Below are 12,837 nucleotides of genomic sequence, written 5' to 3'. Positions count from 1 at the left end.
CCCGGAAGGCGCTTCAGAAGGCGCTGAAGGTCAGCTGCACGAACAGCAGGTTCGAGGTGCCGCCCCGCCCGGCCTCGCGCAGGAATTCGCCGGCCTTGAAGTAGGCGTACAGCACCTCGGTCTGGAAGTAGCGCGACTGCCGCCAGGCCACCCGGGCATCGGCTTCGTGGCCGACAAACCGGCCGCTCTGGCCGCTGGCGTCGCGCAGGCCGGCGTTGTTCCAGCGGTCGGTCGGCGAGTTCAGCAAGTACCAGTTGAAGCCGGCGTCGAACTGCAGGTCGCGGGTCGGAGAAATCTCGGCGCGCAGCTTCGGCGCCTCCAGATTCTCGAACTGGAAGTAATCGTTCTGCGAGAACGGCCGGGCGAAGCCGAACAGGCGCTCGAAACGGCCGCTCTGGCCATCGTTCGGGTTGTCGTCGCCGGAGGCGTAGTTGTAGGCCGCACTCAGGCGCGGCTTCCAGGGATGCGCGAAGGTGTAGCCCAGTTCGCCGGTGTAGGCCTGGGCATCGTGCTTGCGCGGGCCGTCGTTGCCGCGCTGGCGGTAGTAGGAAGCGTCGTAGTCGAAGCCGGTCCTGCCGACGATGCCGTAGCCGCGAACGCCCAGCGTGTGGATCTCGCGCTCGACCCCGGTTGGCGATTTCCGGCCGTCCTGTTTCAGCACCAGGTACAGCGGCTGCACGGTGATGAACTTCGAGTAGCGCCGGTAGTCGCCGATCGCGCCGATCAGCGTGTTGGCCTTGTCGCGCCGGTCGAAGCCGTTGTCGTCGCGCAGAATCGGCTGCAGCAGCAGCGCATCGACCTGCCAGGCATCGGACTGCTTGCCGAGGATCGCGCGGATGCCGTCGAAGTTGTTGGTGGTGTTGCGGAATTCGTTGCGCGCCAGCAGCCGGCGGTCGAGATATTCGAAGGCCTGGCGGCCGAACTTCACGCTGAGCTGCTGATCGGCCAGCCAGGACTGCTTGAAGAACAGCTCGCCGTACAACTGGATCGGTTCCTGGAAATTCGAGTCGCGGACGTCGCGCGGGAAATCACCGTTGTAGCGCCGGGCGTCGCTGATCTCGACCGTGAAACGCAGCGGATCAAAACGGTTCTTGACCGCCAGGTAAGCGCGCGTGCGCAGCAGGAACGGCTGGTCGACGGTGTTGACGGCGCGCCGGTAATCGTTGTCGCGGATCTCGAAGCGGGTGCGGTGGTCAAGACCGATGTCAAGCCAGTCGATGTCACCGAAACCGTCGAGTTCGCCGAGCCAGGTCTTGTTCAGCTGCTGCACGTACGGCGGCGGCTCGCTGACCCGGCGGGTGCCGTAACTGCGCCGCTCAACGTAGTAATCCTGCGCCGCCGAGCCTGCATCGCTAGCCGATGTTGGCAGCGCCTCGGCTCCAGCCGGACCGGCCTGGGTCAGCAGCAGCGCGGCGCCCAGCACGGCAGCCGGCCAGCATCCGGGCCGCCGGTGGACAGGGCGCGGCGACGGCGAGGCGAGGAAATACATGCGGTAATGATCTAAAAGAGCGCCGAAACTGCGCCGCTTCATTCTAAAACCAGCGCCACCCCGGATCACCGACCGGCAGAAAAATAATCAACGAAAAACCGCCGGGCATCGTGGCCGATGCCCGGCGGTCCGCTACGCAGCAGTGATCGCCGCCGGATCACACCGGCGGCGAACGGCCGTTCTTCAGAACTCGCCGCGGAAGGTCACGCCGAAGGTCCGCGGATCGCCGGGCTGGCCGACATACAGCCCGGTGCCGCCGAAGCCCGGCGACAGCAGCTCGTAGTAGTGCTTGTCGAACAGGTTGCGGCTCCAGAACCACAGATCCCAGCCGTTAGTGCTGCGGAAGCCGATGCGGGCGTTGAACAGCTCGTAGCCTTCGACATTCAGCACGGTCGACGGCGAGGCCGACGACGAGAAGCCCGAGCGGTAGCTGCCGTCGAGGCCGACGAAGAAGTCGCCGTCACGCTTCAGGAACACCACCGGCGTGAAGAACTCGCCGCCGAAGCTGGTGGCGAACTTCGAGATGCCCGGCAGGCGCTTGCCCGAGGCATCGACCGCCGCCGGGCCGCCCGTGCCTTCCAGCGGCGCCGGGGCATCGGTGAAGCGGCGGTACTTGCCGTCGGTGTAGGCCAGCGAGGTGTAGGCGCTGAAGTGCTCGCCGAAACGGCCGTTGCTGTCGAACTCGATGCCGCGCACCCGCACCTTGTCGGCGTTGGCCAGATAGCCACGGGCCACGCCGGCGGCGTTGTTGTTGACCTGCGCCTGGAAGTCGTCGATGTCGGTGTTGAACAGCGACAGGCTGATATTGACGCGACGGAACGGACGCGCCTTGACGCCGACTTCGTAGTGGCTGACGTCTTCCGGCTTGACGGTGGCCAGCGACAGCACGGCATTGCCGTTGGCGTCGGTCGGCAGGCCGGCGGTGTTCAGGCCGACGGTCTTGAAGCTGCGCGAGTAGGTGGCGTAGGTGTCGATGTTGTCGATCGGGTTGTAGGCGATCGTGATCTGGCCGGAGACGTTGGTGTCGTCGATGTCCGCCGCGTAGACCTGCGCCGGCAGCTGGGCCAGCTGCACCGCGCGCAGGCTCGGATTGGCGGAAGTGTCCTGGCCGCCGGTCACCTGCGCGTCGTAGTCGACCTTCTTGCGGTCGTAGTTCAGGCGGATGCCCGGCAGCACGCGGATCTGATCGGTGACCGTCCATTCCAGCTGGCCGAACAGCGCGGCGCTGTCGAACAGCGAATCGACGCTGAGCCGCTGGGTCAGGCCATCGAGCAGCGCGCTGTTGTCGGCGTTGGCGGTGCCGGCCAGCAGCCAGCGCGACGCGGCCGAGCCGAGCGCGGTGGTCTGGATCGGGTTCGACTTGATGGTCTGGTGGAAGCCGAACAGGCCGACCACGTAGTTCAGTTCCTTGGTGATGTCGCCGTTGAAGCGGAATTCCTGCGACCACTGCTTCTGGTACGAGGTCGCCGCCGACACGGTGTTGACCGGCAGGCCGGTGAAGTCGCGGTCGTTCGACGGGTCCCAGTCCCAGATGCGGTAGGCGGTGATCGAGGTGAACTTGCCGTAACCGGTGTTCCAGTCGGCGGTCAGCGAGCCGCCGCCGAGATCCTGGTACGAGCGAATCGGCGAATCGACATCGGTGACGCGGTCGAAGGCGTTGAAGCTCGGCGGCGTGTAGTTCAGCGACGCGGCAATCGCGGCGTACTGGCGGTTCGAGGCGCGCAGGGTCGGCGTGACGCCGGCGATCACCTGCGTGTAGCCCTCCGGCCGCTGGCGGGTCCAGTCGCCGGCCAGGGTCAGGCTCAGGTTGTCGAGGACGTTGTAGAGAATCTGGCCGCGGATGCCGAGGTTGCTGAGGTCGTTGACGTCATCCTGGCTACGAACGTTGTAGATGAAGCCGTCGCGCTGCGTTCCGGAAAACGAGACGCGGGCGGCGATGTCATCGGTCAGCGGGCCGGTCAGCGAGGCCTTCGCCTGCAGGAAGCCGTAGTTGCCGTACGAGAGTTCCACCGTCGAGCCCGGCGTGAAGCTTGGCTTCTTCGTGGTCACGTTGATCGCGCCGGCCGTGGTGTTCTTGCCGTACAGCGTGCCCTGCGGGCCTCGGAGCACTTCGATCTGGTCGACGTCGATGAAGTCGAGCGTCGCTGCCGCCGGGCGGGCGAAGTAGACGCCGTCGATGTACAGGCCGACGCCCTGCTCGATGCCGTCGTTGGTCAGGCCGTACGGCGCACCGAGACCGCGGATGTTCAGCGCCGAGTTGCGCGGATTGGTCGAGTAGAACTGCACCGTCGGCAGCACTTCCTTGATGCGGTTGACGTTGAAGCCGCCGGTTTCATTGAGGAAATCGCCGCCGACGACCGACACCGCGATCGGCACCTTCTGCAGGTTCTCGGTCTTGCGCCGGGCCGTGACCTGCACTTCCTCCAGCACCGCTGCGGTGCTGACCGGAGTGTTGGCCTGCGCCACTTCGGTGCCGGCCGGTCCGGCCTGCGCCAGTTCGACGGCAGCTTCGGCCGACGGCACCGGCTTTGCAGGCGATTCCTGCGTCTGCGCCTGGGCCTGGGCGCCGAGCAGGAACAGCGCGGTGATCGAGGCGACGCTGCCGAATGGCCGGCGGCGGAACGGACGCGGCGCAGCGGCGTCGACCGCAGCAGGCGCGGTACGGGAGGAAGGAATGTTGTTGTGGTTCATCGTCGTGCGTGGTCGAAGGAAACTCGGACAATCCGGGCGGCCACACAGTAGCGATCTAAAAACAAAAATTTAAATATCGAATTTGACTAATCAAAGACGCCATCGGCGATATAAACCAGATTTCTTATTCCTCAAAAGCGCGATCCGCCGGGTAGAACCGCAGATTTTTATTCACCTGTGGCATTTCAAACATTCTTGTAAGTCTTTTACGTTCCATAGTCGCTCGCCAATAATTCGCGCTCCGCAATCCTCTCCAGGCCTTCTGTTCCGCGCATGAACCTCCGTCCGCTGCTGTCCCGTTTCTCCCGCTCGGTGCTGGTCGCCGCCCTGGCCGGCGGCACGGCGATCTCCCACGCCGATCTGCTCAATGTCAGCTACGACCCGACCCGGGAGCTGTACAAGGACGTCAACGCGCAGTTTTCCGCCGACTGGAAAGCCAAGACCGGCAAGAGCACCCGCATCCAGGCGTCCCACGGCGGCTCCGGCAAGCAGGCGCGCGCGGTGATCGACGGCCTCGAAGCCGACGTGGTGACCCTGGCGTTGGCCTACGACATTGATTCGATCGCCGAAAAAGGCGGCCTGCTGCCGGCCGACTGGCAGAAGCGGCTGCCGAACAACTCCTCGCCGTACACCTCGACGATCGTGTTCCTGGTCCGCAAGGGCAATCCGAAGGGCATCAAGGATTGGTCCGACCTGGCCAAGCCGGGCATCTCGGTGATCACGCCGAACCCGAAGACCAGCGGCGGTGCCCGCTGGAATTACCTGGCCGCCTGGGGCTACGCGCTGAAGCAGAACCCGGGCGATGCCGAGAAGGCCAAGGCCTTTGTCAGCGCCGTCTACAAGAACGTGCCGGTGCTCGATACCGGCGCGCGCGGCTCGACCACCACCTTCGTGCAGCGCGGCCTCGGCGACGTGCTGGTGGCCTGGGAGAACGAGGCGTTCCTGGCCATCGAGGAACTCGGCCCGGACAAGTTCGACATCGTCGCGCCGGCCTATTCGATCCTCGCCGAACCGCCGGTGGCGCTGGTCGACAAGAACGTCGACAAGCACGGCAGCCGCGCCGAGGCCGAGGCCTACCTGAACTTCCTGTACTCGCCGGCGGGCCAGAAGCTGGCCGCCAAGCACTACTTTCGCCCGGCCAAGCCGGAAAACGCCGCGCCGGCCGATCTTGCCCGCTTCCAGAAGATCGAACTGTTCAAGCTCGACAGCGTGTTCGGCTCCTGGGCCAACGCCCAGAAGGTGCACTTCGCCGATGGCGGCGTGTTCGACCAGATCTACAAGGCGCACTGACCTCCCGCGCATCGCGCCGTGCCCATGTTGCGGTCTTTCTCCCTTGCCGGGCTGCTGCTGGCGCTGACCACGGCGGCCTCGGCCGCCCCCGAGCTGCTCAACGCCTCGTTCGACGTCGCCCGGCCTTTCTACAAGGCGTACAACGCCGCGTTCGCCGCTGAATGGAAGCGGCGCACCGGCATCGAACCGAAGCTGAACGTCTCCCACGGCGGTTCGGCCAAGCAGGCGCGTTCGGTGATCGACGGCCTGGAAGCCGACGTGGTGACGATGAACAGCCCGCTGGACATCGATGCCATCGCCGCCCGCGGGCTGATCGCCCAGGATTGGCCGAGCCGCTTCCCGCATGCGGCCAGCCCGTCGTGGTCGGCGATCCTGTTCGTGGTCCGCAAGGGCAATCCGAAGGGCATCCGCGACTGGGCCGATCTGGTCAAGCCCGGCGTGAGCCTGGTGATTCCCAACCCGAAGACATCCGGCAACGGCCGCTACAGCTACCTCGCCGCCTGGCAGTACGCGCGAACCCGCCCCGGCGGCAGCGATGACAGCGCCCGGGCCTTCGTCAAGGCGCTGTTCGCCCAGGTGCCGGTGCTCGACACCGGCGGGCGCGGCGCCAGTTCGACGTTCGCCCAGCGCGGCGCCGGCGACGTGCTGCTGACCTTCGAGAGCGAGATCGCCCTGCTGCGCGAGGAATTCCCCGCCGCCGGCTTCGAGGTGGTGGTGCCGTCGCTGACCGTGCGCGCCGACAACCCGGTGGCGGTGGTCGATGCGGTGGCGGCCCGGCACGGCAGCGAGGCGCTGGCCCGCGCCTATCTCGACTATCACTACAGCCCGCAGGGCCAGGCGCTGTTTGCCGAACATGGCGTCCGACCCGCCGATGCCGCCGTGCTGAAGGCGCACGCCGCGCGCTTCCCGACCCTCACGGCGTTCACCATCGAGCAAGGTTTCGGCAGCTGGGCGCAGGCACAATCGCAGCACTTCGCCGACGGCGCGGTGTTCGACCAGATCATCGCCCGCCGCTAGCGTCCTGCGCCCCACCCGTCACCGACGCCCCGCCCGCTTTCCCGCACCCGATCCGATGACTGCCACTGCCTTGCCCCGGCCGCGCCGCGCCCGGCGGACCCTGCCGGGGCTCACGCCGACGCTGGGCTTCACGATCTTCTACCTCGGCCTGATCGTGCTGATCCCGCTGGCCGGCGTGTTCTTCCGCGCCTCCGGCCTCGGCCTCGACGGCATCTGGAAAGTGATCAGCGACGAACGCGTGCTGGCCGCGCTGAAGCTCAGTTTCGGCGCCGCCGCGATCGCCGCCGTGCTGAACGCGGTGTTCGGCTCGATCGTCGCTTGGGTGTTCGTGCGCTATGAGTTCCCCGGCAAGCGCCTGCTGGACGCCGTGATCGACCTGCCGTTCGCGCTGCCGACCGCAGTCGCCGGCATCGCGCTGACTGCGCTGTATTCAGAATCCGGCTGGATCGGCTCGGTGCTGGCGCAGGCCGGCGTCAAGGTCGCCTACACGCCGCTCGGCGTGATCGTGGCGATGACCTTCATCGGCCTGCCGTTCGTGGTGCGCACCGTCGAACCGGTACTCAAGGAAGTGGAACGCGATCTCGAGGAGGCCGCCGCCACGCTCGGCGCCCACCGGCTCACCACGGTGCTGCGGGTGATCGCGCCGGCCGTGTTCCCGTCGCTGGTCACCGGCTTCGCGCTGGCCTTCGCACGCGCGGTCGGCGAGTACGGCTCGGTGATCTTCATCGCCGGCAATTTCCCGATGGTCTCGGAAATCGCGCCGCTGCTGATCATCATCAAGCTCGAGGAATTCGACTATCAGGGCGCCACGGCCGTCGCCGCGACGATGCTGGTGCTGTCGTTCCTGCTGCTGCTGGCCATCAACCTGCTGCAGGCGCGCGCGCGGAGGAAGTCATGAGCGGCACCCTCGATGTAAGCCCGGGCCAGCACCAGCATCTGCCGTTCGAGCCGCTGAAGCAGACCAATTCGGTCATCAACGAGCCGCCGCTGGTGCGCGGCCTGCTGGTGGCGGTGGCGGTCGGCTTTCTGGCGCTGTTCCTGCTGCTGCCGCTGCTGTCGGTGTTCGTCGAGGCGCTGCGCAAGGGCTTCGGCCCGTACTTCGAAAGCTTTGCCGATCCGGAAACCCTGGCCGCGATCCAGCTCACGGTGCTGGCCGCCGCGATCGCCGTGCCGCTGAACCTGGTGTTCGGCCTGTGCGCGGCCTGGGCGATCACCAAGTTCGAGTTCCGCGGCAAGCAGTTCCTGATCACCTTGATCGACCTGCCGTTCTCGGTGTCACCGGTGGTGGCCGGCCTGATCTTCGTGCTGATCTTCGGCGCCCAGGGCTGGGCCCAGCCGTTTGTCGGCGATCACGTCGGCAAGGTGCTGTTCGCGACGCCCGGCATCGTGCTGGCCACCGTGTTCGTCACCTTCCCGTTCATCGCCCGCGAGCTGATTCCGCTGATGCAGGAACAGGGCACCGAAGACGAGCAGGCCGCCTTGAGCCTGGGCGCCACCGGCTGGCAGACCTTCACCCGCGTCACGCTGCCAAACATCAAGTGGGCGCTGCTCTACGGCGTGCTGCTGTGCAACGCGCGGGCGATGGGCGAATTCGGCGCGGTCAGCGTGGTGTCCGGCCATATTCGTGGCCTGACCAACACGATGCCGCTGCACATCGAGATCCTCTACAACGAATACCAGTTCGTGTCGGCATTCGCGGTGGCCTCGCTGCTGGCGCTGCTGGCGCTGGTCACGCTTGCCGTGAAGTCCTTCCTTGAATGGCGCTACGCCGATCAGCTGGCCGCCACCCGCCGCCACTGATCCCGCCACGCCTCCAGCCTTTTCCAGACGACCCATGGACATCCAGATTCGCGGCGTGCAGAAGCACTACGGCAGCTTCCACGCGCTGCGCGGCATCGACCTCGACATCGCCTCCGGCGAACTGCTGGCGCTGCTCGGCCCAAGCGGTTCCGGCAAGACCACCCTGCTGCGCGCCATCGCCGGGCTCGAACCGCTCGACGGCGGGCAGGTGAAGTTCGGCGACATCGACGCCACCGCGCTGACCGTGCAGCAGCGCCAGGTCGGCTTCGTGTTCCAGCAGTACGCGCTGTTCAAGCACATGACGGTGTTCGACAACATCGCCTTCGGCCTGACCGTGCGCCCGAAGAAGCAGCGCCCGGACACCGCCACCATCAACCAGCGGGTGCGCGAACTGCTGGAACTGGTGCAGCTCGGCGGGCTGGAAAAGCGCTACCCCGCGCAGTTGTCCGGCGGCCAGAAGCAGCGCGTGGCGCTGGCCCGGGCGCTGGCCATCGAGCCCCGCGTGCTGCTGCTGGACGAACCGTTCGGCGCGCTCGACGCCAAGGTCCGCAAGGACCTGCGCCGCTGGCTGCGCCAGCTGCATCGCGAAACCGGCTACACGACGATCTTCGTCACCCACGACCAGGAAGAGGCGCTGGAACTGGCCGACCGCGTGGTGGTGATGAACCGCGGCGTCATCGAGCAGGTCGGCACCACCGACCAGGTCTGGGATGCGCCGGCGACGCCGTTCGTCTACGACTTCCTCGGCACGCCGAACGTGCTGCCGGCAAGAGTCGAACGCGGCGCGCTGCTGCTCAACGGGGCCACCGCCGTGCTGGCCGAAGCGGGTGCCGCGCCCGAGGGCCCGGTCAACGTCTACACCCGGCCGAACGAACTGCGCATTGCCGATTCCGGCGACGCCGCCGCGCTCTCCGGCACCGTCGTCGAGATCCAGCGCACCGGCCTGCTGCTGCGCCTCGGCGTGCAACTGCTCAGCAGCGGCGAGACCATCGAGATCGAACTGCCGAACCCGGACCCGGCCGTGCAGCGCTGGCAGCTCGGCGACGCGATCCGCGTGCGGCCGGCGCGCTACAGCTTGTTCCCGCGCAAGGCCACGATCACCGAAGTGGAGAACGGCTTCGACCCGACCCTGACCGTTGCCGAGCACCGGGAGCGGAGCCGCAACTGAACGGCGCAACCGCGCCGCTAGCGCAGAGCATGGCTGTCGACGCCCAGCAGCAGCTGGCGCGCCAGAGCCGGGGCTGGCGCAATTGTTCGAGCCACCCGTTCAGCGCCCGGCCGCCGGGCTGGCCGCGCCAGCCGACATACAGCGTGTTCGGCTCGCGCGGGTCAGCCATCGTCTTCTCGAGCCGAACAGTTCGGTCTACGCCGCCAGCAAGGCCGCCGTCATCTCCTTCGCCCGGACACTGTCCGCCGAGCTGATCCCGCTCGGCGCACGGGTCAATGTGCTGAGCCCGGGCCCGGTGAGCACGCCGATCTACGGCAAGCTGGGCCTCGACGCGCCGGCGCTCGAAGCCACCGCCGCGCAGATCCAGAGCCAGATTCCGATCGGCCGCTTCGGCACGCCGGCGGAAATCGCGTCGACCGTGCTCCACCTGTCGGCGCCGGAATCCGCGTTCATCGTCGGCACCGAGGTGATCGTCGACGGCGGCATGAGCCAGCTCTGACCGGACGCCACGGCCGCGAGATCGCTTAGCTTTCCGGCCGCATGGCCGGAAGACTGTTTAACTTTCCGGCCGCATGGCCGGAGGACTGTTTAACTTTCCGGCCGCATGGCCGGAAAGAGCAGCACGTCGCGGATCGAAGGCGAGTCGGTCAGGAACATCACCAGCCGGTCGATGCCGATGCCCACACCAGCGGTCGGCGGCAAGCCGTATTCGAGGGCGCGGATGTAATCGGCGTCATAGAGCATCGCTTCGTCGTCGCCACCGTCCTTGGCTTCAACCTGGCGGCGGAAGCGGTCGGCCTGGTCGTCCGGATCGTTCAGCTCGGAGAAGCCGTTGGCGACTTCGCGGCCGCCGACGAAGAACTCGAAACGGTCGGTGACGTCCGGATTGGTGTCGGAGCGGCGGGCCAGCGGCGAGACTTCGGTCGGGTATTCGATGATGAAGGTTGGCTGGATCAGCTTGGCCTCGACCGTCTTCTCGAAAATTTCGGTGAGCAGCTTGCCGGCGCCGTACTCGGGCTTGACTGGGATGTGCAGCGCCTTGCAAGCGTCGGCGAGGTAGTCACGATTGAACAGGCGTGCAGCATCCAGCGTCGGGTTGCGCTCGGCCACCGCATCCTTCATCGACACGCGCCGGAACGGCTCGGCGAGGTCGAACGCGACGTCCTGGTAGGTGAGCTTCGTGGTGCCGAGCGTGGCCAGCGCGGCGTTGCGGATCAGCGTTTCGACTAGGTCCATCGCTTCGAGGTAATCGGCATAGGCCTGATAGAACTCGAGCATCGTGAACTCGGGGTTGTGGCGGGTGCTCAGGCCCTCGTTGCGGAAATTGCGGTTGATCTCGTAGACCCGCTCGAAGCCGCCGACCACCAGCCGCTTCAGGTACAGCTCCGGCGCGATGCGCAGGAACAGGTCGCGATCAAGCGCGTTGTGATGGGTCACGAACGGTCTCGCGGTGGCGCCGCCGGCCAGCGGCTGCAGCATCGGCGTCTCGACTTCGACGAAGCCGAGACCGTCCAGCGTCTGCCGGATCGCGCGCACAGTGCCAGCGCGAATCTGGAACGTGCGGCGCACGTCCGGGTTGACGATCAGGTCGACATAACGCTGGCGATAGCGGATTTCGGTGTCGGTCAGGCCAGCCCACTTCTCCGGCAGCGGCCGCACGGTCTTGACCAGCAGTTCGATCTGCGTGGCCTTCACCGACAGTTCGCCGGTCTTGGTGCGGAACATCGTGCCGGCCACGCCGATGATGTCGCCGACATCCCAGGTCTTGAACTCGGCGTAGCGATCGAGGCCGACCGCCTCGTTCTGCACGAAGGTCTGGATGCGGCCGGACATGTCTTGGATCTGCGCGAAGCTGGCCTTGCCCATCACGCGCTTGGCGATCAGGCGGCCGGCCAGCAGATGGCGACCGCTGGCGGCCTCGACGGCTTCGCTGGTTTCAAGCGCGCCGTAGCGGGCGTGCAGCGCCTCGGCCAAGGTATCGCGCCGCCAGGTGTTCGGGAACGCCTGGCCGGCCGCGCGCAAGCGGTCGAGCTTTTCGCGCCGGGTGCCGATGACATGGTTTTCTTCCGACCGGTCGGGACCGGTCGTGGGGTTTTCGTCCTGCGGCTTCTGTTCGTCGGTCATGGCTTGAAACTCGACAGCGAAAAACGTGATGACTCAGGCAGGCAACGCAGGTAGGCCGAGAAAAGCAGTGCGCAACTCAGGGGGCCGTCTCGAGTTGCCATTGATGGTTCCCGGCGTTTCCGCGTTCTCGGCGTGAGAACGACTTGCGGGCGTCACAACCCCGACTTCAGGCTCGCTTCGATGTAGGGATCGAGATGGCCGTCGAGCACTTTCTGGGTATCGGCGATTTCCACGCCGGTGCGCAGGTCCTTGATGCGCGACTGGTCGAGCACGTACGAGCGGATCTGGTGGCCCCACTCGATGTCGCTCTTGGAGTCCTCGATGCGCTGCTTCTCGGCATTGCGCTTCTGCATTTCCTGCTCGAACAGGCGCGAGCGCAGCATCTTCATCGCCGCGTCGCGATTCTTGTGCTGGCTGCGCTGGGTCTGGCAGGCGACGACGATGCCGGACGGCACGTGGGTGATGCGGATCGCCGACTCGGTCTTGTTGACGTGCTGACCGCCAGCGCCAGAGGAACGGAAGGTGTCGACCTTCAGGTCCGCCGGGTTGATGTCGATCTCGATCTTGTCGTCGATCTCCGGCGACACGTAAACGCCGGCGAAGCTGGTGTGGCGACGGTTACCGGAATCGAACGGCGACTTGCGGACCAGCCGGTGCACGCCGGTCTCGGTGCGCAGCCAGCCATAGGCGTACTCGCCCTCAATCTGCAGCGCCGCCGACTTGATGCCGGCGACATCGCCGTCGCTGAGTTCCAGCAGCTCGACCTTGAAACCCTTGCCTTCGGCCCAGCGCGTGTACATGCGCAGCAGCATCGAGGCCCAGTCTTGCGCCTCGGTACCGCCGGCACCGGCCTGGATGTCGAGGAAGCAGTTGTTGGCGTCGGCCTCGCCGGCAAACATCCGCTTGAATTCCATGTCCTCGGCGATCGCCCGGAAGCCGTCGACTTCGCGGGCAATCGAGGCGACGGAAGCTTCGTCGCCTTCCTCGGCGGCCATCAGCAGCAGCTCGAGCGCATCGGCAAGCCCGGCGCGAACCTTGTTCAGCGGCTGGGTTATGCCTTCGAGCATCGCGCGCTCGCGGCCCAGGGCCTGCGCGCGTTCCGGATTGTCCCAGACGTCGTTCTGCTCGAGTTCCTTGACGACTTCGTCAAGGCGCTCGCATTTCACATCGTAGTCAAAGATAGCCCCGCAGGGCGTCGAAACGCGCCTGCAGGGCTGTGATCTCGCTCTTGATCGGGTTGATTTCCACGGCACTGGGG

9 protein-coding genes and 1 pseudogene are annotated in these 12,837 nt (G+C 66.4%); 6 read left to right on the top strand and 4 right to left on the bottom strand.

Annotation, left to right across the window (positions count from 1 at the left end; genetic code table 11):
* Positions 1–13 precede the first annotated feature (13 nt).
* Together ACTIGJ_RS06045 and ACTIGJ_RS06040 are read right to left on the bottom strand one after the other, a co-directional pair.
* Positions 14–1,423, bottom strand: a complete 1,410-nt coding sequence (locus tag ACTIGJ_RS06045; RefSeq protein WP_439639378.1) for an alginate export family protein — start codon at positions 1,421–1,423, stop codon at positions 14–16.
* A 249-nt stretch (positions 1,424–1,672) separates the two neighbouring features.
* Positions 1,673–4,180: a TonB-dependent receptor gene (locus tag ACTIGJ_RS06040; RefSeq protein ID WP_439639377.1), complete on the bottom strand. Its 2,508-nt coding sequence runs from the start codon at positions 4,178–4,180 to the stop codon at positions 1,673–1,675.
* Between the two features lie 273 nt (positions 4,181–4,453).
* Here ACTIGJ_RS06040 and ACTIGJ_RS06035 point away from each other — a divergent pair, with 273 nt between their 5' ends.
* The 6 genes and pseudogenes from ACTIGJ_RS06035 to ACTIGJ_RS06010 form a co-directional block, all read left to right on the top strand.
* Positions 4,454–5,470 (top strand): sulfate ABC transporter substrate-binding protein, encoded by a 1,017-nt coding sequence (locus tag ACTIGJ_RS06035; protein WP_439639376.1) that lies wholly within the window; start codon positions 4,454–4,456, stop codon positions 5,468–5,470.
* A 24-nt stretch (positions 5,471–5,494) separates the two neighbouring features.
* On the top strand, positions 5,495–6,487 hold the full coding sequence (locus ACTIGJ_RS06030; protein WP_439639375.1) for a sulfate ABC transporter substrate-binding protein: 993 nt from the start codon (positions 5,495–5,497) through the stop codon (positions 6,485–6,487).
* A 55-nt stretch (positions 6,488–6,542) separates the two neighbouring features.
* Positions 6,543–7,385 (top strand): sulfate ABC transporter permease subunit CysT, encoded by an 843-nt coding sequence (gene cysT, locus ACTIGJ_RS06025; RefSeq protein ID WP_439639374.1) that lies wholly within the window; start codon positions 6,543–6,545, stop codon positions 7,383–7,385.
* Positions 7,382–8,287: a sulfate ABC transporter permease subunit CysW gene (cysW, locus tag ACTIGJ_RS06020; RefSeq protein ID WP_439639373.1), complete on the top strand. Its 906-nt coding sequence runs from the start codon at positions 7,382–7,384 to the stop codon at positions 8,285–8,287. The genes cysT and cysW overlap by 4 nt, the downstream gene beginning before the upstream one ends.
* A gap of 34 nt (positions 8,288–8,321) precedes the next feature.
* Positions 8,322–9,455: a sulfate/molybdate ABC transporter ATP-binding protein gene (locus ACTIGJ_RS06015; protein ID WP_439639372.1), complete on the top strand. Its 1,134-nt coding sequence runs from the start codon at positions 8,322–8,324 to the stop codon at positions 9,453–9,455.
* A 181-nt stretch (positions 9,456–9,636) separates the two neighbouring features.
* A pseudogene (locus tag ACTIGJ_RS06010) lies at positions 9,637–9,954 on the top strand (SDR family oxidoreductase); the annotation flags it as partial.
* Between the two features lie 89 nt (positions 9,955–10,043).
* Here the strand turns inward: ACTIGJ_RS06010 and lysS are convergent.
* Together lysS and prfB are read right to left on the bottom strand one after the other, a co-directional pair.
* The gene (gene lysS / locus ACTIGJ_RS06005; RefSeq protein ID WP_439639371.1) at positions 10,044–11,579 is read right to left on the bottom strand and encodes a lysine--tRNA ligase; all 1,536 of its coding nucleotides are present in this window, start codon (positions 11,577–11,579) and stop codon (positions 10,044–10,046) included.
* Positions 11,580–11,731: 152 nt separating this feature from the next.
* Positions 11,732–12,827 (bottom strand): peptide chain release factor 2 gene (prfB, locus tag ACTIGJ_RS06000; protein WP_439639370.1). Its coding sequence is split into 2 segments (ribosomal slippage): positions 11,732–12,754 and positions 12,756–12,827, totalling 1,095 coding nucleotides; the frame shifts between segments, so codons are not numbered across the junction.
* Positions 12,828–12,837: the final 10 nt, after the last annotated feature.

The organism is Nevskia sp. (assembly GCF_051860985.1).
GTDB lineage: Bacteria > Pseudomonadota > Gammaproteobacteria > Nevskiales > Nevskiaceae > Nevskia.
Note: the sequence above shows the minus strand (reverse complement) of the source record. Positions and strands in the feature narration are given on the sequence as shown.

What these genes read in the sequence shown, in the direction of transcription:
- cysW (WP_439639373.1), top strand. Translation starts at nt 7,382, where the DNA reads ATGAGCGGCACCCTCGATGTAAGCCCGGGCCAGCACCAGCATCTGCCG.
- cysT (WP_439639374.1), top strand. Translation starts at nt 6,543, where the DNA reads ATGACTGCCACTGCCTTGCCCCGGCCGCGCCGCGCCCGGCGGACCCTG.
- ACTIGJ_RS06035 (WP_439639376.1), top strand. Translation starts at nt 4,454, where the DNA reads ATGAACCTCCGTCCGCTGCTGTCCCGTTTCTCCCGCTCGGTGCTGGTC.
- lysS (WP_439639371.1), bottom strand. Translation starts at nt 11,579, where the DNA reads ATGACCGACGAACAGAAGCCGCAGGACGAAAACCCCACGACCGGTCCC.
- ACTIGJ_RS06015 (WP_439639372.1), top strand. Translation starts at nt 8,322, where the DNA reads ATGGACATCCAGATTCGCGGCGTGCAGAAGCACTACGGCAGCTTCCAC.
- ACTIGJ_RS06040 (WP_439639377.1), bottom strand. Translation starts at nt 4,180, where the DNA reads ATGAACCACAACAACATTCCTTCCTCCCGTACCGCGCCTGCTGCGGTC.
- ACTIGJ_RS06030 (WP_439639375.1), top strand. Translation starts at nt 5,495, where the DNA reads ATGTTGCGGTCTTTCTCCCTTGCCGGGCTGCTGCTGGCGCTGACCACG.